This is a genomic window from Stenotrophomonas sp. YJH_SMC_120, from assembly GCF_059368675.1.
Window position 1 is genome coordinate 64,510 of sequence record NZ_JCAFRY010000013.1, and the last position, 24,338, is coordinate 88,847.

Annotated in this window: 17 protein-coding genes; 11 read left to right on the forward strand and 6 right to left on the reverse strand. The window is 67.2% G+C overall.

The annotated features are described in order from the left end of the window. Positions 1–81: 81 nt before the first annotated feature. The 3 genes from AC5P60_RS15205 to AC5P60_RS15215 form a co-directional block, all read right to left on the reverse strand. Complete coding sequence (locus AC5P60_RS15205) at positions 82–3,204, reverse strand: efflux RND transporter permease subunit (protein ID WP_483693770.1); 3,123 nt, start codon at positions 3,202–3,204, stop codon at positions 82–84. Positions 3,205–3,235: 31 nt separating this feature from the next. Further along, complete coding sequence (locus AC5P60_RS15210; RefSeq protein ID WP_059035625.1) at positions 3,236–6,469, reverse strand: efflux RND transporter permease subunit; 3,234 nt, start codon at positions 6,467–6,469, stop codon at positions 3,236–3,238. 74 nt (positions 6,470–6,543) lie between these two features. Beyond that, positions 6,544–7,788 (reverse strand): efflux RND transporter periplasmic adaptor subunit, encoded by a 1,245-nt coding sequence (locus AC5P60_RS15215; protein ID WP_005414679.1) that lies wholly within the window; start codon positions 7,786–7,788, stop codon positions 6,544–6,546. 188 nt (positions 7,789–7,976) lie between these two features. Between AC5P60_RS15215 and AC5P60_RS15220 the strand changes: the two genes are divergently transcribed. The 11 genes from AC5P60_RS15220 (at position 7,977) to AC5P60_RS15270 (ending at position 19,805) form a co-directional block, all read left to right on the forward strand. Then, entirely contained in the window at positions 7,977–9,296 is a 1,320-nt protein-coding gene (locus tag AC5P60_RS15220; RefSeq protein ID WP_012481426.1) for a M20 family metallopeptidase, read from the forward strand. Between the two features lie 522 nt (positions 9,297–9,818). Continuing rightward, positions 9,819–10,637 carry an NADPH-dependent 7-cyano-7-deazaguanine reductase QueF gene (gene queF / locus AC5P60_RS15225; RefSeq protein WP_033833570.1) on the forward strand — a complete coding sequence of 273 codons (819 nt, stop codon included), beginning with the start codon at positions 9,819–9,821 and terminating at the stop codon, positions 10,635–10,637. 285 nt (positions 10,638–10,922) lie between these two features. Further along, complete coding sequence (locus tag AC5P60_RS15230) at positions 10,923–11,216, forward strand: LysM peptidoglycan-binding domain-containing protein (RefSeq protein WP_005411287.1); 294 nt, start codon at positions 10,923–10,925, stop codon at positions 11,214–11,216. 45 nt (positions 11,217–11,261) lie between these two features. Next, on the forward strand, positions 11,262–11,774 hold the full coding sequence (locus tag AC5P60_RS15235; protein ID WP_005411286.1) for a hypothetical protein: 513 nt from the start codon (positions 11,262–11,264) through the stop codon (positions 11,772–11,774). A 342-nt stretch (positions 11,775–12,116) separates the two neighbouring features. Then, positions 12,117–14,339, forward strand: coding sequence for an NADP-dependent isocitrate dehydrogenase (locus AC5P60_RS15240; protein WP_033833567.1), 2,223 nt, complete (start codon positions 12,117–12,119; stop codon positions 14,337–14,339). A gap of 314 nt (positions 14,340–14,653) precedes the next feature. Beyond that, positions 14,654–15,616: a hypothetical protein gene (locus tag AC5P60_RS15245; protein ID WP_005411283.1), complete on the forward strand. Its 963-nt coding sequence runs from the start codon at positions 14,654–14,656 to the stop codon at positions 15,614–15,616. Next, positions 15,609–16,157, forward strand: a complete 549-nt coding sequence (locus AC5P60_RS15250) for a GTP-binding protein (protein WP_033833566.1) — start codon at positions 15,609–15,611, stop codon at positions 16,155–16,157. Before AC5P60_RS15245 ends, AC5P60_RS15250 begins: the two co-directional genes overlap by 8 nt. Beyond that, the gene (locus tag AC5P60_RS15255) at positions 16,150–16,566 is read left to right on the forward strand and encodes a roadblock/LC7 domain-containing protein (RefSeq protein ID WP_005414671.1); all 417 of its coding nucleotides are present in this window, start codon (positions 16,150–16,152) and stop codon (positions 16,564–16,566) included. Before AC5P60_RS15250 ends, AC5P60_RS15255 begins: the two co-directional genes overlap by 8 nt. Positions 16,567–16,619: 53 nt before the next feature. Further along, on the forward strand, positions 16,620–16,979 hold the full coding sequence (locus tag AC5P60_RS15260; protein ID WP_005411280.1) for a hypothetical protein: 360 nt from the start codon (positions 16,620–16,622) through the stop codon (positions 16,977–16,979). A gap of 146 nt (positions 16,980–17,125) precedes the next feature. Beyond that, positions 17,126–18,856: a bifunctional isocitrate dehydrogenase kinase/phosphatase gene (gene aceK / locus AC5P60_RS15265; protein WP_483693769.1), complete on the forward strand. Its 1,731-nt coding sequence runs from the start codon at positions 17,126–17,128 to the stop codon at positions 18,854–18,856. Between the two features lie 61 nt (positions 18,857–18,917). Continuing rightward, on the forward strand, positions 18,918–19,805 hold the full coding sequence (locus tag AC5P60_RS15270) for an energy transducer TonB (protein WP_483693768.1): 888 nt from the start codon (positions 18,918–18,920) through the stop codon (positions 19,803–19,805). Positions 19,806–19,839: 34 nt separating this feature from the next. Here AC5P60_RS15270 and AC5P60_RS15275 read toward each other — a convergent pair whose 3' ends face one another. The 3 genes from AC5P60_RS15275 to trxA form a co-directional block, all read right to left on the reverse strand. Next, complete coding sequence (locus tag AC5P60_RS15275) at positions 19,840–21,414, reverse strand: sensor domain-containing diguanylate cyclase (protein ID WP_005411277.1); 1,575 nt, start codon at positions 21,412–21,414, stop codon at positions 19,840–19,842. Between the two features lie 209 nt (positions 21,415–21,623). Further along, a complete protein-coding gene (rho, locus tag AC5P60_RS15280; protein ID WP_005414668.1) occupies positions 21,624–23,369 on the reverse strand; it encodes a transcription termination factor Rho in 1,746 nt (581 codons plus the stop codon). Between the two features lie 228 nt (positions 23,370–23,597). Then, on the reverse strand, positions 23,598–23,927 hold the full coding sequence (gene trxA, locus AC5P60_RS15285) for a thioredoxin (protein ID WP_005411275.1): 330 nt from the start codon (positions 23,925–23,927) through the stop codon (positions 23,598–23,600). Positions 23,928–24,338 lie beyond the last annotated feature (411 nt).

Genomic DNA, 24,338 nt, shown 5'->3' on the forward strand with positions numbered 1-24,338 from the left:
GCCGGCAGATTTGCCGTACCGAGAAAGCCGGCCAGCGGCCGGCTCTACCCTTAGATCCACGCCATGCGTGGATGGGCCGTTCTACGCACGCTGCGCGCGCTTGAGCAGCTTCGCTTCGCGCTTGCGTGCGCGACGTGCCCGCCAGCGTTCGGCCAGGCACGAGAAGATCACGTACAGCGCCGGCGTGCTGAGCAGGGTCAGGCTCTGCGAGAACAGCAGGCCGCCGATCATCGCGATGCCCAGCGGGCGGCGCAGTTCGGAGCCTTCGCCCAGGCCGATCGCCAGCGGCACCGCCGCCAGGATCGCCACCATCGTGGTCATCATGATCGGGCGGAAGCGCACGATGCTGGCCTCGCGCGCGGCATCGCGCGGTGCCAGGCCATGCTCGCGCTGCGCCACCAGCGCGAAGTCGATCATCATGATCGCGTTCTTCTTGACGATGCCGATCAACAGCACCAGCGCGATCATCGAGATCACCGACAACTCGGTGTTGGTGCCGAACAACGCGAGCAGTGCACCCACGCCCGCCGCCGGCAGCGTGGACAGGATGGTGACCGGGTGGATCAGGCTCTCGTACAGCATGCCCAGCACCAGGTACACGGTCAGGATCGCGGCGAACACCAGAATCAGCATGTCGCTGGGGTCGGAGTTGAAGCCGAAGCCCGCATCATCGGCCAGGCGGATGTCACCGGGCATGCGCATGCCGGCCACGGTCGCGTCGATGATCGCCTTGGCCTCACCCATGCTCACGTTCGGAGCCAGGTTGTAGCTGAGGTCCATCGTCGTGTACTGGTTCTCGTGGGTGATCTGCGAAGGGGCCAGGCCGGGCATCTGCGTGGCCACCGCGGTGATCGGCACCATGTCGCCGTTGCGCGCACGCACGTACACCTCGTCCAGCGCGGCGGGGGTGGCGGTCTGCGAGGGCAGGGCGTTGACCACCACGCTGTACTGGTTGATGTCCGAATAGATGGTGGAGATCTGGCGCTGGCCGAACGCACCGTACAGCGCACCGTCGATGGCACCCACGGTGATGCCCAGGCGTGCGGCCTTGGCGCGGTCGATCTGGATGTTCTGGCGCAGGCCGGCGTTGTCCACGTCGGTACCGACATCGCGCAGCTTGGGGTTCTTCTTCAGCTCCGCCTGCAGCTTGGGCAGCCATTCCTGCAGCGATGCCAGGTCGTTGCCCTGCAGCGAGATACGGTACTGCGCGCCCTGGCTGGAACCGCCGCCATCGTTGCTGGGCAGATCCTGGATCGCGCGCAGGCGCAGCTGCAGGTCGGGGTAGCGGTCGGCCTTGGCACTCAGCCGTGCGAGTGCGTGCGCCGTGGTTTCGCGACGGCCATCGCTGCGCGACTTCAGCTCGATGTTGAACTGTGCGCTGGAGCCCTGGCGGCCGCTGCCCAGGCGCACGCCCACGGTCTTCACCGCGGGGTCGGCCATCAGCATGTCGGTGATGCGACGCTGGCGGGCGACCATGTCCTCGAAGGACACCGTGGCGCTGGAATTGGCGCGGCCCCAGATCAGGCCGGTGTCCTGCGGCGGGAACGCGCCCTTTTTCACCGCGCCGAACAGGAAGACGGTGGCGCCGATCAGGATCAGCGGGGTCAGCGACAGCAGCAGCGCGTGGCGCAGCGAGAAGTCGAGGAAGACCGTGTAGACGCGAAGCATGCGCTCATGGCCGGCATCCAGCCAGCGGCCGAAGCGCGACGGCGGCGCGCTGTGGTCGTGCGCGCTGAGGAACCGGCTGCACAGCGCCGGAGTCAGCGTCAGCGAGACGATCATCGAGACCACGATGGCCGCCACCAGGGTGACGGTGAATTCGCGGAAGAACGCACCCATCATGCCGCTGGCGAACAGGAGCGGGATGAACACCGCCACCAGCGAGGCGGTGATCGAGACGATGGTAAAGCCGATCTCGCGCGCGCCGGTGAGCGCCGCCTGCATCCGCGGCATGCCTTCGTCGAGGTGGCGCATGATGTTCTCGATCACCACGATCGCATCGTCGACCACGAAGCCGATGGCGATCACCAGCGCCAGCAGGCTCAGGTTGTTCAGGGTAAAGCCCATCACGTACATCACCAGCGCGGCACCGGCCAGCGACAGTGGCACGGTCACTGCGGCGATCAGCGTAGGTGCCAGCCGGCGCAGGAACAGCGCCATGGTCAGCACCACCATCGCCAGGCTGATCAGCAGGGTGATCTGCACTTCATGCAGCGACGAGCGGATGGTCGGCGTACGGTCGAAGTACGGCGTCATCGTGGTGCCGGGCTGCAGGTAATCGCGCAGGGTCGGGATCTGCGCCTTGACCCGGTCCACGGTCTCCACGATGTTGGCGCCGGCACGGGTGAACACGTACATCACCACCGCCGGTTTGTGGTCGAACCACGCGGCCTGGTAGGCATCCTGCTGGCCGTCGTAGACGTTGGCGATGTCCTTCAGGCGGATCACCCGGCCATCGCCCTGGGTCTTGACCACCAGGGCGGCGAAGTCGGCGGCACGCGCCACCGAGTCGTTGGCGATGATCGCGGTAGTGGTGTTGCCGTCGCTGAGGAAGCCGGTGGGCGAGGTCACGTTGGCCGCGCGCACGGCGTTGCGCAGGTCGTCGGCGGTCAGGCCGAGCGCGTTCATCAGGCGCAGGTTGACGTCCACACGCACCGCCGGCGTCGAAGCGCCAGCGATGTCGACCGAAGCAACGCCGCTGATCTGGCGGATGCGCTGGGCCAGCAGCGAGTCGGCGACGTTGTACAGCTCGTCGGCCGACTGCGTCTGCGAGGTCAGCGCGATGGCGATGACCGGGTCGTCGTTCGGATTCGCCTTCTGGTACATCGGCGAGCCCATGCCCGAAGGCAGGTCGGCCTGCGCCGAGTTGATCGCGGTCTGCACGTCCAGCGCGGCCGAATCGATGTTGTGGCCGCTCTGGAAGATCATGAACACCAGCGAGCTGCCTTCCGAGCTCGACGAGCGCATGCGGTCGATGCCCGGCAGCTGGCCGAGGTGGCGCTCCAGCGGCGCGGTGACTGTCGAGGCCATGGTCGCCGCATCCGCGCCGGACTGGCTCGCGTGCACGAAGATCACCGGGATCTCGATGTTCGGCAGTGCCGATACGCCCAGGCGCAGGTAGCAGATCAGGCCGACCATGAACAGGCCGATGGCCAGCAGCGCGGTGCCGATCGGGCGGCGGATGAAGGGGCCGGACAGGTTCATCGTGCGGCCCACCGCAGCAGCGGGGCGTGGATCATGCCTGCGGCTCCTGCAGCGAACCGTTGCGCAGTGCGCGCTGCTCGCGGCGGCGCGCCAGCCATTCGGAGAAGCGTTCCATGTACAGGTAGATCACCGGCGTCGTGTACAGCGTGACCAGCTGCGACAGCAGCAGGCCGCCGACGATGGCGATGCCCAGCGGGCGGCGCAGCTCCGAGCCGATGCCGGTGCCCAGCGCCAGCGGCAGTGCGCCGAGCATTGCCGCGGCGGTGGTCATCATGATCGGGCGGAAGCGCAGCAGGCAGGCGCGGCGGATCGCTTCATGCGCGTTGGCACCGGCGCGACGCGCCTCGATTGCGAAGTCCACCATCATGATGCCGTTCTTCTTGACGATGCCGATCAGCAGCACGATGCCGACGATGCCGTCCACCGACAGGCTCAGCCCGCACAGCATCAGCGCCAGCAGCGCGCCGACGCCGGCCGGTGGCAGCGTGGAGATGATCGTGATCGGGTGGATGTAGCTCTCGTAGAGCACGCCGAGCACGATGTAGATCACCACCAGCGAGGCCAGCAGCAGCCACACCACATCGGTCTGGCTGCCGGTGAATTCGGCGGCCTTGCCGATGAACTCGGCATGCAGGTGTGCCGGCATGTCCAGGCTGTCCTTGGTCTCCTGGATCGCACGCACCGCTTCGGACAGCGAATAGCCCGGCGCCACGTTGAACGAGACCGTCACCGCCGGCAGCTGCTGCTGGTGGCTGACCACCAGCGGCGCACTGCTGACCTTGCCTTCGGCCAGCGCCGACAGCGGGATGATGTTGCCGGCGCCGACCGTGATGCCGGTGTTCTGCGCGCCGATGCCGGTGGCGGTGGACGAGTTGGACGAGGTGACCTGGCCGAAGCTGGTGGCATTGGTGCCGGTCAGCGCGCCGGCGCCGTTGGAAGCCACGGCCAGCTGTTCCATCAGCGCGGTGCTGGTACGGAACTCCGGCGCCACTTCCAGCACAACCCGATACTGGTTGAGTTCGGTGAAGATGGTCGAGATCTGGCGCTGGCCGAACGCATCGTAGAGCGTGTCGTCGATGGTCTGCATCGGCACGCCCAGCACACTGGCCTTGTCGCGGTCGATGTTCAGTTCAAGCGCGCGGCCCTGGTTGGACAGGTTGTTGTCCACGTCGGCCAGTTCCGGGCGCTTGCGCAGCGCTTCGGTCAGGCGCGTGGCCTGCGTGGCCACCGTTGCCGAATCCACGTCCGACAGCGAGTACTGGTACTCGGTGGCGGCCACGCGGGTGTCCAGGGTCACGTCCTGCACCGGCTTCAGGTACAGCGCCACGCCCGGGATTCCGGCTACCGCCTTCTGCAGGCGCGGCAGGATCTCATCCAGGCCATCACGCTGGCTGCGCTCCTTCAGCACGATCGACAGCTGGCCCTGGTTGAGCGTGGGGTTCATGCTGCCGGCACCGATGAATGCCGACACGCCGGTCACGTCCGGATCCTGGCGCAGGGCTTCGGCGACCTGCCTGGTGCGCTGTTCCATCTGCGGGAAAGCGATGTTCTGGTCGGCCTGCACCACGCCGGTGATCAGGCCGGTGTCCTGCTCGGGCAGCAGCCCCTTGGGAATCAGCACGTACAGCAGCACGGTCAATACCAGCGCGCCACCGGCCACGGCCAGGGTCAGGCGCTGGTGGCCCAGCACCCAGTCCAGGCTGTGCTCGTACAGGCCGACGGTGCGCGTCCACAGGTTCTGTTTGCCGGCCGCCGCTGCGCGCTCATGCGCATCCTCGCCCTCGGGCAGGGCGTCGGGCTTGAGCAGGTAGGCGCACATCATCGGGGTCAGCGTCAGCGAGATCAGCATCGACAGCACCACGGCGATGCTCAGCACCCAGGCGAACTCGTGGAACAGGCGGCCGGTGACGCCGGGCATCAGCAGCAGCGGCAGGAACACCGCCACCAGCGAGACCGTCAGCGACAGCACGGTGAAGCCGATCTGGCGTGCGCCGATCTCGGCCGCTTCCTTGCCACTCTTGCCCTGTTCGATGTAGCGGACGATGTTCTCGATCATCACGATCGCATCGTCGACCACGAAGCCGGTGGCCACCACCAGCGCCATCAGCGACAGGTTGTCAAGCGACATGCCGGCAAAGGCCATCACCGCGAAGGTACCGGCCAGCGACAGCGGCACCGCCACCGAGGGAATGATCGTGGCCCACAGCCGGCGCAGGAACACGAAGATCACCGCCACCACCAGGCCGATGGTGAGGATCAAGGTGAACTGCACTTCGTGCACCGAGGCGCGGATGGTCTCGGTGCGGTCGTTGAAGATCTCCAGGTGCACGTCGGCCGGCAGCACGCCCTGCAGCTGCGGCAGGATCGCGCGGATGCGCTCGACGGTCTGCACGATGTTGGCGCCCGGCTGGCGGCGCACTTCCAGCAGCACCGCCGGCTTGCCATCGGCCCAGGCCGCCAGCTGGTCGTTCTCCACGCCGTCGACCACCTCGGCCACGTCGGACAGCCGCACCGGGCGGCCGTTCTTGTAGCTGATGATGGTGTCGCGGTACTCGGCGGCGCTGGCCAGCTGGTCGTTGGTGCCGATGCTGTAGGACTGCGTCTTGCCGTTCAACGAGCCCTTGGGCGCATTGACGTTGGCCTGGGTGAGCGCGCTGCGCAGCTGTTCCAGGGTCAGGCCCATGTTGGACAGCTGCGCCGGATTGACCTGGATGCGCACGGCCGGGCGCACGTTGCCGGCAATCGAGACCAGGCCGACGCCCTGCACCTGCGACAGGCGCTGGGCCAGGATCGAGTCGGCGTAATTGTTGACGTCGCGCAGCGGGCGCGTGTCAGAGGTCAGTTTCAGGGTGACGATGGCCGCGTCGGCCGGGTTCACCCGGTTGTAGACCGGCTGGTAGGGCAGCGACGAGGGAAGGGTGGCCTGGCGGATCGCCGCCTGCACGTCCTGCGCGGCGATGTCGATGTCGCGGTCCATCGAGAACTGCAGGATGATCGTCGACAACCCGGCCGACGAGTCCGATGTCATCAGTTCCAGCCCGGAGATCTGGCCGAACTGGCGCTCCAGTGGCGTCGTGACCAGCGAGGCCATGGTGGTGGCGTTTGCGCCGGGGTACTGGGTGGTGACCACCAGGCTGGGCGCATCGATTTCCGGCAGCGCCGACACCGGCAGCTTGCGGTAACCGAGGATGCCCAGCAGCAACAGGCCCGCCATCAACAGCGAGGTAGCGATCGGGCGGCGGATGAAGATCGTCGAAAAGCCCACGGACTGATCCTTGCTGGCACTTCAATGTCGGCGCCGGCGGGTCCGCCGGCGCGAGGGAGAACCGTGGCCTGCGCTCAGCGCGGACCGCCACCGCGACGGCCACCGCCGCCACCGTTCTTCTGTTCGGCCGCCTTCAGCTCGGCCTCGGTTGGTGCGGCCGGGGTTTCGCCCGGCTTCAGTGCGGTGACCTTGCTGCCCGGCTTCAGGCGGAACTGGCCTTCACTGACGACCCGCTCGCCGCCCTTCAGGCCTTCGGCGATCTGCACCTGGCTGTCGCCCACTTCCACGCCGCTGCGCACGGTCTGCATCTTCACCGTGTTGTCGCCCTGCACGACGTAGACGTACTCGCCATCCGGCCCACGCAGCACGGCCTGGGTCGGAATGACCACGCCGCCGGCAATCGTGCGCAGCTGCATGCGCACGTTGACGAACTGGCCCGGCCACAGGCCGTTGTCGGTGTTGTCGAACAGCGCGCGCGCCTTGAAGGTGCCGCTGTCGGCACTGATCAGGTTGTCGACCACGTCCAGCTTGCCGTCGCCGGACAGCACGTGCGAGTCGGCGCGGTCCAGTGCCGCCACCGGCACCGCGCCGGTGGCCTGCGCCTGGCGCACGTCGCCGAGCTGGCGTTCGGGCAGGTTGAACAGGACGTGGATCGGGTGGATCTGGGTCAGGGTGACCAGCGCGGTGCCGGCGTTGACCACGTTGCCCGCGTCGACCGCGCGGATGCCGGCGATGCCGGTGATCGGTGCGGTGACCCTGGTGTACTGCAGCTGCACCTGTGCCGAGCGCATGCTGGCTTCGTTCGCCGCGACTGCGCTTTCGTACTGTGCCACTTGGTTTCGTTGTGTATCCAGATCGGTCTTGGCGACGAACTGGCGGTACTCCGGCGCATTGGAGCGCTGGTAGTTGGAGCGCGCGGTGGCCAGCAGCGCCTCGTTCTGGCGCTTGGCTGCCGCGGCCTGGTCGTAGCTGGCCTGGGCGGTGCGTGGATCGATCACTGCCAGCACGTCGCCCTTCTTCACTTCCTGGCCTTCGCGGAAGTTCAGGCTCATCAGCTGGCCACCGACCTGCGGGCTGACGGTGACGGTGTTCATTGCCGTCACGGTACCCAGTGCGCTGGCATACACCGGTACGTCCTGGTGCGTGGCCTCGACCACGGTCACCGGCACCGGGCCGGCATCCGGGTCTTCGCCACCCTGGCGCGCTCCCGCTGCCGGCTTTCCAGCCTTGTCCTTGCCCCCGCCGATGACGCGCAGGCCGACCACGGCCAGCACCAGAACCGCCACGACCAGCAGCACGATCTTCCAAACACGTGACATTACGAGGACTCCAAGAGGGCTGGACGGGGCGCGGCCCCGGTTGGCAATGCGCAAAGCATACCTGTGCCACATCACGTTTCCTGCATGACGGATGGGACGGGCGCTAAGACCGGATCCGGCCGCGGAGGTTCCCGTGGCGGCGGTGTTGCCCTACATTCAGCTGGACCCCTCTTGCTGTGGAGATTGCGATGCGCCGTTCGCTGCTGCTGTCCGCCCTGCTGCTGGCCCTGCCGGCCGTTGCCCACGCCCAGGACGGGCAACGCCCCGAAGTGACCGCTGCTGCCCAGCGCCTGCAGGCCAAGGTGGTTGAATGGCGCCGCGACTTCCATCAGCACCCGGAACTGTCCAACCGCGAGGCGCGCACCTCGGCCGAGGTCGCCAAGCGCCTGCGTGCGATGGGCTTGAAGCCGAAGACCGGCATCGCCCACCACGGCGTGGTGGCGATCATCGAAGGCGGCAAGCCCGGCCCGAAGATCGCGCTGCGCGCGGACATGGACGCGCTGCCGGTAACCGAACAGACCGGGCTGCCGTTCGCCTCCAAGGCCACCGACCAGTACCGCGGCCAGACCGTGGGCGTGATGCATGCCTGCGGCCATGACGCGCACACCGCCACCCTGCTGGGCGTGGCCGAAGCGCTGGTGTCGATGAAGAAGGACCTGCCGGGCCAGGTGATGCTGATCTTCCAGCCGGCCGAGGAAGGCGCACCGCCGCCGGAAGAGGGCGGTGCCGCGCTGATGCTGAAGGAAGGCCTGTTCGCCGACTTCAAGCCGGAGGCGGTGTTTGGACTGCATGTGTTCTCCAGCGTGCAGGCCGGCCAGATCGCGGTGCGCGGTGGCCCATTGATGGCCGCCTCGGATCGTTTCGGGATCAAGGTGATCGGTCGCCAGACGCACGGCTCGGCACCGTGGAACGGTGTCGACCCGATCGTGGCCACCGCCGATCTGGTCGGCACCGCGCAGACCATCGTCAGCCGCCGCGCCAACCTGTCCAAGCAACCGGCGGTGCTGACCTTCGGTGCGATCAACGGCGGCATCCGCTACAACATCATTCCGGACGAGGTGGAGATGGTCGGCACCATCCGCACCTTCGACGAGGGCATGCGCCAGCAGATCTTCGCCGACCTGCGCAACGTGGCCGAACACACCGCCGCCGCGCACGGTGCGAAGGCGGTGACCGACATCTACGAATCAGAAGGCAATCCGGCCACGGTGAACGACCCGGCGCTGACCGCGAAGATGCTGCCGAGCCTGCAGGCGGTGGTGGGCAAGGACAACGTCTACGAGCCACCGCTGCAGATGGGCGCGGAGGATTTCTCGCTGTACGCGAAGGAAGTGCCGGGCATGTTCTTCTTCGTTGGTTCCACCAGCGTGGGCATCGACCCGGCGACGGCGCCGGCCAATCATTCGCCGAAGTTCCTGCTGGATGAGAAGGCGCTGGATGTCGGACTGCGCGCGCTGCTGCAGGTGAGCCTGGATTACCTGCACGGTGCCGGCACGCCTGCGGGGTGAGGGTTTCCGGCAGGGCTTGCAGCCCTGCACCCGCCTAAATCAACGTCAACGTCAAAAGCGGGCATTCCGTGGGATGGCGGGGTGGGTCCGGTTGAGGGGGACGCCGTAAACCCGTCCATGGGGGCTTGGCCGCGGCATCCATGCCGCGGACACCCCCTCAACCGGACCCACCCCGCCTTCGACAGTTTCCCGCGGCTGTTGGTGCCCGCTGCTGTTGGTGGGTGCCGACCGTTGGTCGGCACGGCGGACGTCATGAACGTCTGAAGGATCGGCTTTTGATCTTGATTTTTCTGATCTTTCCCGTGGTGGCGCGGGAAATTGTCCATGGCCGGGAGGGTGGGTTGGCTGGGGGCGTGAGCCGCATGGATGCGGCGACCGAGCTTACATGGACGTACTTGCAGCGGCCCCCAGCCAACCCACCCTCCCGGCCGACCCCGAGATCGTGCCTGAACCACCACGGAGGGGCTCCGCCGTTGGCCGGCCCGGCCGAAGGCCCGCCGTCCGCGCGATACAATGACCCCCATGAACACCCCACAGGATTCCAGCCTCGGTCGCGAGGTCAGTTACCCGTCGCAGTACGATCCCGGCCTGCTGTTTCCCATCCCCCGCAGCGGCGCCCGCGCCGAGATCGGCCTCGATGAGGCCGCGCTGCCGTTCGTCGGCCATGACCGCTGGCACGCCTTCGAGCTGAGCTGGCTCGACCCGCGTGGCAAGCCGCAGGTGGCCGTGGCCACCGTGCAGGTGCCGTGCACCTCGCCGCGGCTGATCGAATCGAAGTCGTTCAAGCTGTACCTCAACTCCCTCAACAGCACCCGCATCGACAGCGCCGAGGCACTGCGCGCGCGCATCGTGGCGGATCTGTCAGATTGTGCCGGTGCGCCGGTCCAGGTCGAGTTCGGGCTGCCGGGCCTGCGCGAGACGCCGCTCGGTGAATCCATCGACGGGCTGGAGCTGGAGATCGACTGCTACGGCCCGCCGCAGGCGGACTTTCTCTCGGCCAATGCCGGTGAGGTGGTGGAGGAGACCCTGGTCTCGGCGCTGCTGAAGTCCAACTGCCCGGTCACCGGCCAGCCGGACTGGGCGACGGTCAGCCTGCGCTACCGCGGGCCGAAGATCGATCGTGCCGGCCTGCTGCGCTATCTGGTCAGCTACCGCGAGCACGCCGAGTTCCACGAGCAGTGCGTTGAGCGGATCTTCAGCGAGGTGTCTGCGCGCTGCCAGCCGCAATGGCTGGAAGTCGAGGCGCGCTATACCCGCCGTGGCGGCCTGGACATCAACCCGTGGCGCGCCAGTCCCGGCATTGCCGCCCCGGCCGCGACCTACCGCGAACTGCGCCAGTAACCGCCGCAGGCGGTTGCCCGTTGTGCCGGGCCATGCCCGGCGAGCGCCGGCCAGCGGCCGGCACTACCATGATTCGCAGGCGGTTACGGGTAGTGCCGGCCGCTGGCCGGCAATCGGCCAAGGCCGGATCCCCCTGGCACAGCCGGCCAGCGGCCGGCACTACCGGGCACCGTCTCTCCCGATTGTTCAGCCGCCCCCCGGGGCGGCTTCACATCTGCACCATCCCCATTTAACAACCGCCATGGCACCGTGCGAGCCACGTAGTCATGCAGACGGGAGTTGTGGATGAGTACCGAGAAGAAAGCCGATTTCTCCGGCGTCAGCGCCAGCGTCGACAGTACCGCCGAGCAGGTGCCGAAGGCGGACTTCTCCGGCGTGAGCGCTTCGGTGGACAGCACCGCCGAGATCGTCAGCGGCGGCACCTATACCGTGCAGAAGGGTGACTCGCTGTCGAAGATCGCCAAGCAGCATCTGGGCGACGCCAACGCCTGGAAGAAGATCTTCGAAGCCAATCGCGATGTGCTTGACGACCCGGACAAGATCTTCCCGGGCCAGACCCTGAAACTGCCGCCGAAGTAAGCCGGCGATCAAACGCCGTCCGACAATCCCTGGGAGGAACCCCGAATGATCAAGACCACCCCGCTCCAGACCGCCCTGATCGCCGCCCTGTTGGGCAGCGTTGCCTTGGTCGGTTGCAAGAAGAAGGAAGAGTCGACCGACACCAACGCCGCTCCGGCCGCCACGGCTCCGGCCGAGCCGGCAGCGCCGGCACCGATGACCGGTGCACCGCCGCCGATGGCGGAAGCTGCCGCGGTCAGCGTTTCCACCGTCACCGTGGGCAAGACCGCTGCCGCCGACAAATCGGTCGCCCCGGCTGCACTGTTCTCGCCGAAGGATGATGTCATCGTCTCGGTCAAGACCGATGGCGCCGCAAACAACGTCAATGTCGGTGCCAAGCTGACCTTCCAGGACGGCCAGGTGGCCGGCGAACAGACCGCGACCCTGAATGCCAGCGGCGCGGAGACCACCAACGTCACGTTCAAGAATGCAAAGGGCTGGCCGGCCGGCAAGTACCGCGCCGAGGTCACGGTCGATGGCAAGGCGGCTGGAACGCCGCAGGAGTTCGAGGTCAAGTAAGTCCTGCCGACTCTCTCCCGGCAGGACTCACGATGGACGCAGCCGCAAGGCTGCGTCCTTTTTTATTGGCCGGTGGCTGGCTTCATCCATGCATGGCGTGGATCCACTGACGGCGGCGTTCGCGCAGATCCACGCCGTGCGTGGATGGATCACAGCGTCGCCGGCGTGCAGTACCGCCGCGTATGGCGCGGCTTTGCCCCGCGCGGCTGAAAACGCGACAATGCAGGGGTTTCCCCGCCGCGCGCCCACCCTGACGGCGACGGGGGAAAGCGACACGGTTGCACGTGGCCCGGCGCTGGCGCCGGCCTTCCCCTGAGCATTGCTACAGAGTCCAAGTCCCCCATGTCCAAGATCCTCTACACGCTGACCGACGAAGCACCGTTCCTGGCGACCCAGTCGCTGCTGCCGATCGTCGACGCCTACACCGCCACTGCCGGCATCGTGGTGGAAACCCGTGACATCTCGCTGTCCGGCCGCATCCTGTCGCAGTTCCCGGAACTGCTGTCCGACGCGCAGAAGGTCAGCGACGACCTGGCCGAGCTGGGCCAGCTGGCGACCACCCCGGACGCCAACATCATCAAGCTGCCGAACATCTCCGCCTCGGTGCCGCAGTTGAAGGCGGCCATCAAGGAACTGCAGGACCAGGGCTATCCGCTGCCGGATTACCCGGAGACCCCGGCCGACGACCAGCAGCGCGACTACAAGGCGCGCTACGACAAGGTCAAGGGCAGTGCGGTGAACCCGGTGCTGCGCGAAGGCAACTCCGACCGCCGTGCACCGCTGTCGGTGAAGAACTACGCGCGCAAGCACCCGCACCGCATGGGCGCCTGGGCGTCGGATTCGAAGTCGCACGTCGCGCACATGGCCGCCGGCGATTTCTACGGCAGCGAGCAGTCGGCCACCCTGGCCAACGCCGGTGCGCTGAAGATCACCTTCCACGGCAAGGACGGCAGCGCCGTCGTGCTGAAGGAAAAGACCGCGGTCAAGGCCGGCGAGATCGTCGATGCCGCCGTCATGAGCCGCAAGGCGCTGGCCGCGTTCATCGGTGAGCAGATCGCCGATGCCAAGGCCCAGGGCGTGCTGTTCTCGCTGCACCTGAAGGCGACCATGATGAAGGTCTCCGACCCGATCATGTTCGGTGTGGCGGTCAACGAGTTCTACAAGGACGTGCTGGCCAAGCACGCCGACGTGCTCAAGCAGGCCGGTTTCGATGCCAACAACGGCATCGGTGACCTGGCCGCGCGCCTGCCGTCGCTGCCGGAAGCCACCCGCGCCGCGATCGAAGCGGACCTGGCCGCCGAGTACGCGCAGCGTCCGGGCGTGGCCATGGTCAATTCGGACAAGGGCATCACCAACCTGCACGTGCCGAGCGACGTGATCGTCGACGCCTCGATGCCGGCGATGATCCGCGACTCGGGCAAGATGTGGAACGCCGAAGGCAAGCTGCAGGACACCAAGGCGGTCATCCCGGACCGCTGCTACGCCGGCGTGTACCAGGCCGTCATCGACGACTGCAAGGCGCACGGCGCCTTCGACCCGGCCACCATGGGTTCGGTGCCGAACGTCGGCCTGATGGCGCAGAAGGCCGAAGAGTACGGTTCGCACGACAAGACCTTCCAGATTGCTGCCGACGGCGTGGTCAAGGTCACCGACGATGCCGGCAACGTGGTGTTCGAACACGCCGTGGAAGCGGGTGACATCTGGCGCATGTGCCAGACCAAGGACGCTCCGATCCAGGACTGGGTCAAGCTGGCCGTCGAACGCGCCCGCCTGAGCAGCACCCCGGCCGTGTTCTGGCTGGATGCCGCCCGCGCCCACGACGCGCAGGTCATCGCCAAGGTCGAGCAGTACCTGAAGAACCACGACACCACCGGCCTGGACATCCGCATCCTGCCGCCGGTGGAAGCCACCGCGTTCTCGCTGGACCGCATCCGCAAGGGCGAGGACACCATCTCGGTGACCGGCAACGTGCTGCGCGACTACCTGACCGACCTGTTCCCGATCATGGAGCTGGGCACCAGCGCCAAGATGCTGTCGATCGTGCCGCTGATGGCCGGTGGCGGCCTGTTCGAGACCGGCGCCGGTGGTTCGGCCCCGAAGCACGTGCAGCAGTTCGTCGAAGAGGACTACCTGCGCTGGGATTCGCTGGGTGAGTTCCTGGCCCTGGCCGCGTCGCTGGAACACCTGGGCAACCGCTACGACAACGCCGCCGCCCGCGTGCTGGCCAAGGCGCTGGACGAAGCCAACGGCCAGTTCCTGGACAACGACAAGTCGCCGTCGCGCAAGCTGGGTGGCATCGACAACCGTGGCAGCCACTTCTACATCGCGCTGTACTGGGCGCAGGCGCTGGCCGCACAGGACGAAGATGCGGCACTGAAGGCACGCTTCGCACCGCTGGCCAAGGCACTGACCGACAACGAGCAGAAGATCGTCGAAGAGCTGATCGCGGTGCAGGGCAAGGCCGTGGACATCGGCGGCTACTACCGCCCGGACGTCGCCAAGGCGAGCAAGGCGATGCGCCCGAGCGCGACCTTCAACGCCGCGCTGGAGCAGCTGCGCGGCTGATCCAGCGCCGCTCGGTCGTGACACCGGAACCCGCGCTTCGGCGCGGGTTTCTTTTGGGCTCCGGGTCAGAACCCTTTTGCCATGCAAAAGGGATCTGACCCCATTCGACCCGCGTCCAGAACCGTGGTTCCCGTCGGCTGTCGGAATGTCGTCAACGAGGCATGAAACTTGCCCGCGATGGCCGTCGCAGAACTGATCGGACACCGTCTGCAACCGCCCTCGATCTGAGCAGTCGATCACGACGGCTGCCGCTGGCGATGCCCTAGCCTTGGCGACGCGAGGCCACCGGGGAGGTGGCCGCACGGGGAACACGGATGGCACGCGTGCTGGTAGTGGGAACCGACATCCAGGGCGAGCAGGCCCTGCTGCAGCGGCTGCGCGTGGCATCGGCCCTGCCGGACGGCCAGATCCGCCGCAGCCAGGACCTGGACGATTGCGACCTGCTGGTCATCCGCGATACGCCGGCGCTGCGCAACGCGGCCCAGCGCATGCGCCAGCAGCGTCCGCGACTGCAGTGCTGGATCGAAGACATCGGCGGCCAGCTGCGTGATGGCGACGGGCACCAGGACGTGCTTGATGACAGTGCCATCGGTCGCGCGCTGCGTCGCATGCAGTTGGCAGTGGAGCCCTTGGCCATGCACGCACCCGCACCGATCCGCCTGGCTGATGGTGCGCATGCCATCACCCGTCTGCTGCGCGAGCGGCTGCCGCTGCGACAGGGCCAGGCCCTGTTGAGTGATGCGGGCGAGCCACTGCTGCTGATGGACCTTGAGCATGACCAGGCCGTGCTGCTGCAGGAACCCGCTACGGCCCTGGTGGAGCGTTTGGCCGATGCCTTCGAACGCCTGCAGCTGGATGCGCTGACACCCGCACGCCTGCATGGCCTGGCCGGCGAGCGGCCACGCCAGCCACTGCGGCCGCTGCTGTGGCAATGGGCGCAACGCAGCCGCCATTGGCAGGCACTGGACGAGCGCCTGCGCGGTGCTTCGGTAAAGCTGCTGCGCTGGCCCGACTTCCGTGTGCTGGGCCATGACCATGATGGCTTCCGCCTGTGCTCGCTGCTGCTCAAGCGCGCGTGCACGGTGGACGAGTGCGCGATGTTGCTTGATCTGCCGCCTGCGGCCGTGCGCGATTTCATCCATGCCGCTTACCTGTGCGGTTACGCGCAGCTGCAGGCAGCGCCGGCGGTACCGCTGCCGGAACGCGCTGCCGGCGCTGACAACGGCCTGCTCGCCCGCCTGTGGCGTCACCTGCGTGGGAGCGAGCGCAATGCGTGAGCACAAGGTGGTGGTGCTGGGCGGCATGGGCAGTGGCAAGTCGACCCTGGTGCGCAGCATCGCGGCCGGCGCGGTGGTCGACACCGACGTGGCCAACAGTGACCGCGTCGGTGCCGACAAAGCCTCCACCACCGTCGCCCTGGACTATGCAGATATCGACCTGCCCAATGGCGAGCGGCTGCGCCTGTATGGCACGCCGGGCCAGCAGCGTTTCGATTTCCTCTGGCCGATCCTGCTGCAGGGCGCCCGCGGCGCCGTGCTGCTGCTGGATGCGCGGCGCGCGGGCGTGGTTGCCGAACTGGAGGATTACCTGCAGGTGCTGCGGCCGTTCGCATCGTCATTGGCGCTGGTGGTGGCCGTCACCCATCTCGACCAAGCACCGCACGCCGCGCTGGATGAGTGGCTCGCACGTGCGAGCCTCGATGATCAACCGCTGCCTTTGCTGGCAGTGGATGCCCGCGACCGCGAACAGGGATTGCTGCTGATGGATGTATTGATGGGCGAGATGGAAGCGCACGCACTGGTGGCCGCGCATGGCTGACGGACAGGTGGCGCTACTGCCCGACGCCGGCCAGCGTGAGCGCCTGCAGCCCTTGCTGCGAGACCTGCAGCAGCGGGTGGAAGGCATACGCACGGTGGTGCTGGCCAGTGTGGATGGCTTCGCCCTGGTCAGTGCCGGTGCCGAAGGGCGCGGTGAACGCCTGGCAGCGATGACCAGCGCGATGCTGGCGCTGGCTGCAGCAGTGGGGCGCGAACTGGTGCTTGGGGATCTGCAGACGCTGATGCTGGAAGCCGCGGGCGGCAAGGTGCTGATGCTGGCGATCCAGGCCGAGGGACGCGCACCGCTGCTGCTGATGGCGGCTTGCGACCAGCGCAGCGTGATCGGCCAGGTGCTGTGGCAGAGCAGGGAATGTGGCCAGGCGATCCTGGCCGAACTCGGCGGATCGTGAGCCCGGCCGCAGGGGAACGAGGGGCTCGAACCATCATCGACAAGGGGTGCGACGTGGCTGGACTGAACGAATCGTTGAACGCACTGATGGGCATCGACGGCGCGCAGGCAGTGGCGCTGGTCGACTATGAAAGCGGCATGCTGCTGGGCGAAGCCGGTGCCGGCATGGACATGGAAGTGGCCGCCGCCGGCAACACCGAAGTGATCCGTGCCAAGATGAAGACCGCCGCATCGCTGAACCTCAACGACAGCATCGAGGACATCCTGATCTCGTTGGGCAAGGCGTACCACATCATGCGCCCGGTGGCGAAGAAGAAGGGCCTGTTCTTCTACATCGTGCTGGACCGTACCAGGTCCAACCTGGCATTGGCGCGGCGCAAGGTGCAGGACGTGGAAGCCGAACTGGCGATCTGAGCCAGTAGTGCCGGCTGCTGGCCGGCATCTGCATCGATCCATCGACGGTCCAGGTGCTGCCGGCCAGCGGCCGGCACCACCTCCGCGCTCGACGGCATCGCACACGCCAGCGTATGGTGAAGCCGGTCCTTCCGGGTGAGCCATGCATGTCCAGGCCTGACATCGCTGCCGAGCTGGCACCGCGCATCGCGGTAGCCATCCGCGACGGTTTCGAGCAGTACCACGCCCGCTTTGTGGCGATCACCGCGCGGGCGCGGCAGCGCTTCGAGCAGCGCGACTGGGCCGGTGCGCGACAGGATGCGGTCGAGCGCATCGCCCTGTACGACCTGTGCATCGCCGAGCAGATGGATGCGCTGCGCCGCCTCGCCGGTGACGCGATCGGCGAGCGCGCGCTGTGGTTGCGGGTGCACGCCCGCTACAGCGCGCTGCTGCAGGGCCTGATCGACGCCGAGCTGTACAAGACCTTCTACAACACGTTGTCGCGGCGCCTGTTTGCCACCCGGGGCGTGGACCCGGCGCTGGAGTTCATCGCCTTCGATGTCGAACCCTCCGATGCCATCACCCACCCGGTGGCGCGGCATACCTACGCGGTTTCGCCGACGCGGCCGGTGGAGGCGCTGCAGCGGGTGCTGGCCGACTATCGCTTCGATATCCCCTATGCGCACCAGCTGCGCTGCGCCGCGGCCATCGCGGTGCGCCTGCAGGATGACCTGGCCCACTGGGGCGATACGCCGGTACGCAGCATCGAGCTGCTCGACACGGTGTTCTACCGCGAGCGCCGCGCTTACCTGGTTGGCCGCGTGTTCGGCGAGCATCGGTTCTCGCCGTGCGTGATTGCCCTGGTGAACGACGAGCGTGGCCTGCGCGCCGATGCAGTGCTGACCCGGCGCCGGGACGTGGCCCACCTGTTCGGCGTGTCACGCAGCTATTTCCAGGCCAACCTGGCCACGGTCGGTGATGCGGTGGTGTTCCTGCGCAGTCTGCTGCCGGGCAAGCCCATCGATGAGATATACACCGTGCTGGGCCGCGCCAAGCAGGGCAAGACCGAGCGCTACCGCACCTTCTTCCGTCATTTCAACGAGCACCCGCAGGAGCGGCTGGTGCATGCAGAGGGCACGCCGGGCATGGTCATGGCGGTGTTCACCCTGCCCAGTTACCCGCTGGTGTTCAAGCTGATCCGCGACCGTTTCGCGTGGCCCAAGGCGATGTCGCGGCAGCAGGTGGAAGAGAAGTACGCACTGGTGTTCAACCTCGATCGTGTCGGCCGCTTGCTCGATGCGCAGCCCTATCGTCATCTGCGCTTCCCGCGCGAGCGTTTTGCGCCGGCCCTGCTGGGTGAACTGCTGCAGCAGTGCGCGCAGAGCGTACGCATCGATGGCGATGAGGTCGAAGTCGCACTGTGCTATGTGCAGCGTCGTTTTCGTCCCTTGAATCTCTACCTGCGCGAGCAGGGCGCGGAGGCGGTGCGGGCGGCGGTGCTCGACTATGCGCAGGCGATCACCGACATGGCGCGCAACAACATCTTCCCCGGTGACATGCTGCCGAAGAATTTCGGCGTATCACGGCATGGCCGGGCCGTATTCTACGACTACGACGAGCTGTGCCTGGTCAGCGACTGCGTGTTCCGCGCCTGGCCGCAGCCGCGTACGCCGGAGGAAGCGATGTCCGACGAGCCATGGTTCCATGTCGGTCCGCGCGACGTGTTTCCCGAGCGCTTCGGCCCGTTCATGGGCCTGCCCGCTGCAGAGCTGGCAGCGGTGCGCGAGCACTACCGGCACCTGTTCGACCCGGGCTGGTGGCAGGGCCTGCAGGAACGTTTCGCCCGCGGTGACTATCCGGACACGCCGCCCTATGCTGGCGCGCACCGGTTGGCGTGAGCCAGCTGTCATGGGTGTTGGGACTGAGGTACTCTCGCCATTCATCACCAAGGATCCGGCAATGATGCGTCCCCCCCTGTTTCTCGCTCTCGCGTTGGCCGTTGGTGCCGGCGCTCCGCTGTTCGCCGGCGATGCCAGCGCGCAGACCACGCGCGCGGTGCGTGCCACCGCGGAGATGAGCATGGTGCTCTCTGGCCATATCGAGGTCACGCCCGAGGGCGCGGTCAGTTCGTTGGTACTGGACCAGAAGTCGATGCTGTCTCCGAGCATCGCGTCCTTCGTGGAGGGCACCATCGGTGGCTGGCGCTTCGAACCCACCCTGCGCGATGGCACGGCGGTGGCGGCACGTGCGCCATTGCGGGTGCGCCTGCGGGGCAAGGCCATGGCCGATGGTGGCTACGAAGTCAGCATGACCAGCGTCAACTTCAGCGAGTACGATGAGAAAGCCACAGATTCGGTGACCCAAGGTCGCATGGCGCCCCCGCGTTATCCGGAAGAGGTCTATCGGAGCGGCGGCCAAGGCGAAGTACTGCTGGTGGTCAGGATCGCGCGTGACGGCACGGTGGCCGATGTCGTTGCCGAGCAGGTGAACATGACCGTGGTCGGACGCGAGCGCACCCTTGCCAAGATGCGCGAAATCCTGGCCAGGGCCGCCGTCAGCAGTGCCCGCAAGTGGACGTTCAACCCACCGACCACCGGCGAAGCCAGCACCCGCGACAGCTGGACGGTACGCATACCGGTCAATTTCGGCCTGAACGATGATCCCAATGGAGCCGAGCGCTATGGCCGCTGGCGTGCCTTCATCCCGGGCCCGCGGCAGGCCGTGCCGTGGCGGAAGGCAGATGCGATCGAGCAGGCCGGCAGCGACCTGCTGCCCGAGGGCGGCATCTACATGGTCGACGGCGCCAAGCGCGGCCTGCGCCTGCTGACGCCGCTGGAGCAGGGCTGACGATCACTGCGGAGCCGGCCAGCCCGGCTTCGCGTCAATCGGCGTAGGGGTAGACCACCACTCGGTTGCGGCCCTGTTCCTTGGCCAGGTACAGCGCCTTGTCGGCCAGCCGCAGCGCCTGCTCGGCATCGACATGGAAGCTGGGGAAGTGGGCCACGCCCAGCGAGACGGTGATGGTGCCGACCGGTTCAAACGGATGGTCGGCAATGTGCTGGCGAAGACGCTCGCCAGCCTGTCGCGCTGACTCGGCGCTGATGCCCGGCAACAGCAGCAGGAACTCCTCGCCGCCGGCGCGGCAGAGGATGTCGCTGTCGCGCGAGTAGCGGCGCATCTGGTTGGCGATGTGGACGATGGCAGCGTCGCCGACGTCATGGCCGTGGTTGTCATTGATCGATTTGAAGCGATCGATGTCCAGCGCCAGGATCGCGAACGGGATGCCCTGTACCTGCAGGGCATCCAGCGCCTGCTGCAGGCCGCGGCGGTTGAGAAGACTGGTCAGCGGATCGGTGCGGCTGGCGCGGTTGAGCGTGCCGATGCGGTCCTGCAGCGCATTGAAGCTGTGCAGTACCGCCTGCTTGAGCTGGGCGACCTCGAAGTACCACGCGCGGATGCCGCTGACGTGGCTGATCGCATTGCCGGTGTCTTCGCCGCCCTGCACGTTGCGTGCGAGCTGCCACAGCGGCATCGAGATGCGACGGGCGAACCACCAGGTGATCAGCAGCGACAGCAGGCCCAGCGGGATTGCGTTCCAGATTACCGCAGTCATCAACCGCGACAGCGGCTGCAGCGTGGCCTCGGTCGGGCGCTGGGCGATGATGCCCCAGCCGGTGGCCGCCACCGGCGCATAGCCGGCCAGCATCGACACGCCCAGGTTGTTGCGCACCTGCTGCGCGCCACGCTCGCCGCGCACCACGGCCTTTACTGCGGGGTTGCCGACCACGTAGTCGCCCACCCGCTTGCCATCGGCGTGGTACAGCAGGCGGCCATGGCGATCGACCACGTACAGGTAGGAACCATCACGGTAGTAGTGCTTGCCCAGCAGCGTGTGCAGTGCGCTGCGCTGGCGCAGGTACAGGGTGCCGCTGACGTAACCACGGTAGTGGCCCTGGCGATCGAAGATCGGGTGCGACAGCGAGACCAGCAGCTTGCCGGTGGCCGACTGGTACGGGTCGCTGATCATCGGCTGGCGCGCGGCCAGCGCGGCATTGTTGCCGACGCTGTGCAGCACTTCGCCCTGCAGCTGCAGGGTCTGCGGCGAGGTGGCGATCACCAGGCCGTCGGCATCCACCACCAGCGAAGAGTTGAAGCTGTTGGTCTGCAGCTGCAGGCGGCTGGCTTCGTCCTGGGCCTGTGCCGGGTCGAGGTTGCCCTGGCCGAGCCGCGTGGCGGCGTAGGCCAGTTCCTGCTGGGCAGCCAGCAGGAAGTTCTGGGTCGTTTCGGCCAGTTTGGTGGCGTAGACGCGGTTGGCCTCCAGAGTGTTGCCGACCAGCTGGTCGCGCTGCACCCGGTAGCTGGCCAGCAGGGTGTTGGCCAGCGCGATGATGGCGCTGAGCAGGGCCAGGGCGAGGATCAGCTTGCCCAGGTTGAGGCGGGGAGACAGCGTTCGCATGCGTCGACGGATCCGGCAGGAGGCTGGACCCGACCGGTTCTCCGGAAGGGGTGACAGCGGGAATCGGTGGCCAGGCCCTCGGGGCCGGGCAGGGCGTCGGGCGGATTATCGCCAAAACCGGGCGGCGGTGAAGTGAAGTGGGTCGCCCTGCAGGCAAAAAAAAACCTGCCGCAGCGAGCGGCAGGTTCTTTTCGATGCAATGCCGTGGATCAGCGCTTCATCGAACCGAAGAACTCGTCGTTGGACTTGGTGTTCTTCATCTTGTCGAGCAGGAACTCCATCGCGGCCATTTCATCCATCGGATGCAGCAGCTTGCGAAGGATCCAGATCTTCTGCAGCAGTTCCGGCTCGATCAGCAGGTCTTCGCGGCGGGTGCCGGAACGGTTGATGTCGATGGCCGGGAACACGCGCTTTTCAGCGATGCGACGGCTCAGGTGCACTTCGCTGTTGCCGGTGCCCTTGAACTCTTCGTAGATCACCTCGTCCATCTTCGAGCCGGTGTCGACCAGCGCGGTGGCGATGATGGTCAGGCTGCCGCCTTCTTCCACGTTGCGCGCGGCACCGAAGAAGCGCTTCGGGCGGTGCAGGGCGTTGGCGTCCACGCCACCGGTCAGCACCTTGCCCGAGCTCGGCACCACGTTGTTGTAGGCGCGGGCCAGGCGGGTGATCGAGTCGAGCAGGATCACCACGTCCTTCTTGTGCTCGACCAGGCGCTTGGCGCGCTCGATGACCATTTCGGCCACCTGCACGTGGCGCGCGGCCGGTTCGTCGAAGGTCGAGCTGATGACCTCGCCGCGCACGGTGCGCTGCATTTCGGTCACTTCTTCCGGGCGCTCGTCGATCAGCAGCACGATCAGGTGCACGTCCGGGTGGTTGGTGGTGATGGCGGTGGCGACCTGCTGCATCATCATGGTCTTGCCGGCCTTCGGCTGCGACACGATGAGCGAGCGCTGGCCCTTGCCCTGCGGCGCCATCAGGTCGAGGATGCGGCCGGTGATGTCTTCCGACGAACCGTTGCCGCGCTCCAGGGTGAAGCGGCGGCGCGGGAACAGGGCGGTCAGGTTCTCGAACAGCACCTTGTTCTTCGACGCTTCGATCGGCTCGCCGTTGATGGTGTCGACGATGTTCAGCGCGAAGTAGCGCTCGCCGTCCTTCGGGAAGCGGATGCGGCCGGAGATATGGTCGCCGGTGCGCAGGTTGAAGCGGCGGATCTGGCTGGGCGAGATATAGGTGTCGTCCGGGCCGGCCAGGTAGCTGGCTTCGGCCGCGCGCAGGAAGCCGAAGCCGTCCGGCAGGATTTCCAGCACGCCGTCGGCGGCGACGCCGTCACCGTGGCGGGTCAGTACCTTCAGCAGGGCGAAGATCACATCCTGCTTGCGGGCGCGTGCCACGCCTTCGGAGATCTGCAGCTGCTCGGCGATTTCCAGCAGCTTCTGTGCCGGCATGCGCTTGAGGTCGCTCAGCGAATAGACCGGGAAGCCTTCCGGCACGTTGGCGTGCGGACGCGGCACGAAGGGCTGCTGCTCGCCGCCGTCGTTGGGCATGCCGTCGTCGCGGAAGCGGTTGTTGTTGCGGTCACGGTCGCGGCGGTTGCGGAAGCGGTCACGGCGGTTGCCCTGGCCTTGCCCCTGGCCCTGCTGGCCGTTCTGGTTGTACGGGTTCTGGCCCTGATTCTGGCCACCGCCCTGGTGGTTCTGCTGCCGCGGCTGGCCGGATTCGCGACCCTCACCACCTTCGCCACCGCCACTGCTGGCAGGGGCCTCGGCGGCGGGCGCGCTCGGTGCGGGGGCGGGGGCCGGTGCCTCGGGCGCGGCGGCCAGCGGCAGGGTCGGCTGCGCCGGAGCGGCGCTGGTTTCGGCGGCTGCCGGGGCGGCGGCCTTGCTCACGCGGGGCTTGCGCACGCGCTTTTCGGCGGGCGCATCGGCGCTGCCGGTTTCGGAAGTGTTATCGGACAAGAGCGTTATTCCTCGCTTGAAGGTGCGAGCGCCCGGCTGGGGCGGCGAACGTTGGGAATGGGTCTGGAAGAAACTGCGTCCAGAGGGTGCGGCACGCGAACGCGGCCGGATGTGCCGACACTATCATCGGCCTGCGGCGCCGTGCAAGGGCTGCCGGGAACAGCATTCATCATGGACGCAGGGCGTCCGCCGGCAGCCGCGGGTGGCGGCTGCCGGAAAACAGCAGGATCAGGCCAGGGCCTTGTCCAGCAGGCCGGCCAGCTGGGCCTTGCCCACCGCACCGATCTGCTCGCCGACCTTCTCGCCGTCCTTGAACACGACCAGGTACGGGATCGAACGCACGTGGTACTTGGCGGCCAGCGCACGATTGTGGTCGACGTTGACCTTGGCGATCTTGGCGCGGCCCTGGTAGGCATCGGCCAGTTCGTCCAGCGCCGGGGCGATCATCTTGCACGGGCCACACCATTCGGCCCAGAAATCGACCAGCACCGGTTCCTTGGAATTCAGCACTGCGCTATCAAAGTCGGCGTCGCCGACATGTACAACCTTGTCGCTCATCTTGGTTTCTCGTCTTGGATTGCACCCGGCCATGCCGGAGGTGGGTGAACTGGGCCATGCCCGGTGGCGCGACCCTCGTCGTTGCCTCGCGGCGCACTGCCGCGGTGCGTTCGGCGGGATGCCTGGACGCTCACGGCCGGCAGTGTACCCCTATCGCAGGGCGGGGACAGGCGCCGGCTGGAACCCAGCGTATCGTGATCGCTTCGAAGCCCGGTATGTGTCGGATTTCACTGTCTTCCCGAAGATGGGGATGGCAGCGGGCGACACCAGCGGGACCGGCGGGGTCGTTCAAGTCCCGTGTGGCTGGATGAAGGCGCGCCGTCTCTCCAGCTGGTGAGACAGGGCATTCCGGTTTGCCGGCCCGAGTGCGTTAAACTGGGCCATTGTGCGGCGCGCGGACCGGGTGGTCCC

Bases quoted from the DNA above. Each gene is read 5' to 3' on its own strand.
- AC5P60_RS15205 (WP_483693770.1), bottom strand. From the start codon at position 3,204: ATGAACCTGTCCGGCCCCTTCATCCGCCGCCCGATCGGCACCGCGCTG.
- AC5P60_RS15215 (WP_005414679.1), bottom strand. From the start codon at position 7,788: ATGTCACGTGTTTGGAAGATCGTGCTGCTGGTCGTGGCGGTTCTGGTG.
- AC5P60_RS15220 (WP_012481426.1), top strand. From the start codon at position 7,977: ATGCGCCGTTCGCTGCTGCTGTCCGCCCTGCTGCTGGCCCTGCCGGCC.
- queF (WP_033833570.1), top strand. From the start codon at position 9,819: ATGAACACCCCACAGGATTCCAGCCTCGGTCGCGAGGTCAGTTACCCG.
- AC5P60_RS15230 (WP_005411287.1), top strand. From the start codon at position 10,923: ATGAGTACCGAGAAGAAAGCCGATTTCTCCGGCGTCAGCGCCAGCGTC.
- AC5P60_RS15235 (WP_005411286.1), top strand. From the start codon at position 11,262: ATGATCAAGACCACCCCGCTCCAGACCGCCCTGATCGCCGCCCTGTTG.
- AC5P60_RS15240 (WP_033833567.1), top strand. From the start codon at position 12,117: ATGTCCAAGATCCTCTACACGCTGACCGACGAAGCACCGTTCCTGGCG.
- AC5P60_RS15245 (WP_005411283.1), top strand. From the start codon at position 14,654: ATGGCACGCGTGCTGGTAGTGGGAACCGACATCCAGGGCGAGCAGGCC.
- AC5P60_RS15250 (WP_033833566.1), top strand. From the start codon at position 15,609: ATGCGTGAGCACAAGGTGGTGGTGCTGGGCGGCATGGGCAGTGGCAAG.
- AC5P60_RS15255 (WP_005414671.1), top strand. From the start codon at position 16,150: ATGGCTGACGGACAGGTGGCGCTACTGCCCGACGCCGGCCAGCGTGAG.
- aceK (WP_483693769.1), top strand. From the start codon at position 17,126: ATGTCCAGGCCTGACATCGCTGCCGAGCTGGCACCGCGCATCGCGGTA.
- AC5P60_RS15270 (WP_483693768.1), top strand. From the start codon at position 18,918: ATGATGCGTCCCCCCCTGTTTCTCGCTCTCGCGTTGGCCGTTGGTGCC.
- AC5P60_RS15275 (WP_005411277.1), bottom strand. From the start codon at position 21,414: ATGCGAACGCTGTCTCCCCGCCTCAACCTGGGCAAGCTGATCCTCGCC.
- trxA (WP_005411275.1), bottom strand. From the start codon at position 23,927: ATGAGCGACAAGGTTGTACATGTCGGCGACGCCGACTTTGATAGCGCA.